Raw genomic sequence first — 1342 nt, forward strand, 5'->3', positions numbered from 1 at the left:
CGGTTGTGAAGCTGCAGCCGCGCAGGCGGTGCGTCGGCATGGTTCCAGTGCTCGCCTGCGCCATAGCGGCCCAGCACCGTGGCGTCCCAGCCGATGGCGCGCGCACCCGGGGCAAGCTCCAGGTCCAGCGCCATGGTGGCGTCGGCACCGGCAAACAGCATGTTTTCCTGCGGCAGCCATTCCAGGATGGCGCCTTCTTCCACGCGCAGCCGCACGCGCTGCGCGGCCGGGCGGCCCTGGGACTTGTACCAGCGCGTGGCGCCTGGCGTGGTCAGCAGGGCGTGGGCGCCGGGCTCCACGGTCACATCGATCTGCAACTGGTCGCCGCCAGCCACGCCGCCGGGCGGGTGCAGCAGCACGGCATGGCAGATGCCGGGGCCTTCAGGGTGCAGCGGCTTTTGCACGCGCAGCGGGCCGCTGTGGCGTGCGTGGGAAAGCACGCTGCCCTGGCCGGCACGGTGCCCGAAGCGCAGCTCCAGCATGGCTTGCCAGCCCGAGGCGGACGTGGGCACGGCGGTGATCGGTAGCGCTGCGGACATGGGCGGGGCGGACGGTACAGGGCGTGTGGGTGGTAACGGCCTTCCGTCATGCATTTAGCGTGCCAATCCGGTGCAGTGGCGGCTGCGCCCTGCTGGTGCGCTGGCGCATCGGATTGGTGCGTGCGCTGCCATGCGCGGGGCGGAATGCGGCACGCTTGCGGTGCATTCCCGCGCCGCCGTGCCGCAGGTTGGTGCGATGCCCTACGCCCGTGCCTTGGCCTGGCGCGCCAGGCTTCTGTCCCAGGCGACCACGGCCAGCGTGCACAGGCTCAGGGCCAGGCCTGCAACGCCGGCACCCGTCCATCCCCAGTGCAGCCACACCGTCGAGCCCACGGCCGAGCCCAGCGAGGCGCCGATGAAGTACCCCGTCATGTAGACCGCATTGATGCGCGATCGCGCCGAAGGCGCCAGCGCGTAGATCACGTTCTGGTTGCTGATGTGCAGGGCCTGCAGCGCGGCATCGACGATGAGCAGCCCCGCCAGGAACCACCACAGGCTGGTGCCGCCCAGCCACAGCGCCCCCCAGCCCGCCAGCATGAGCAGGCCGCCGGCCAGCGTGGTGCGCTGCTCCAGCCCCCGGTCGGCCAGCCGGCCGGCCATGTTGGCCATGAGGGCGCCGGCCACGCCGACCAGGCCGATGAGGCCGATCTGCGCATCGCCGAACCCGTAGCCCGGCCCGGCCAGCAGCAGTGCCATGGTGGAGAACAGCACGCTCACCGTGGCAAAGCCCATGCCGCCGATCAGCGCCCGGCTGCGCAGGCGCGGCTGCTCGCGCGCCAGCGTGAGCAGGGAGCGCAACGCGG

At 72.1% G+C, this 1342-nt stretch carries 2 protein-coding genes; both read right to left on the minus strand.

Going from position 1 to position 1342, the window contains the following annotated elements:
- On the minus strand, positions 1-539 hold a 539-nt coding region (locus L995_RS27625), incomplete at its 3' end, for an urease accessory protein UreD (RefSeq protein ID WP_047474551.1).
- A 201-nt stretch (positions 540-740) separates the two neighbouring features.
- The coding region (locus L995_RS27630; protein WP_047474553.1) for an MFS transporter at positions 741-1342 on the minus strand (602 nt) is incomplete at its 5' end.

The sequence above is a fragment of the Delftia sp. ZNC0008 genome (assembly GCF_000799035.1).
GTDB lineage: Bacteria > Pseudomonadota > Gammaproteobacteria > Burkholderiales > Burkholderiaceae_C > Comamonas > Comamonas tsuruhatensis.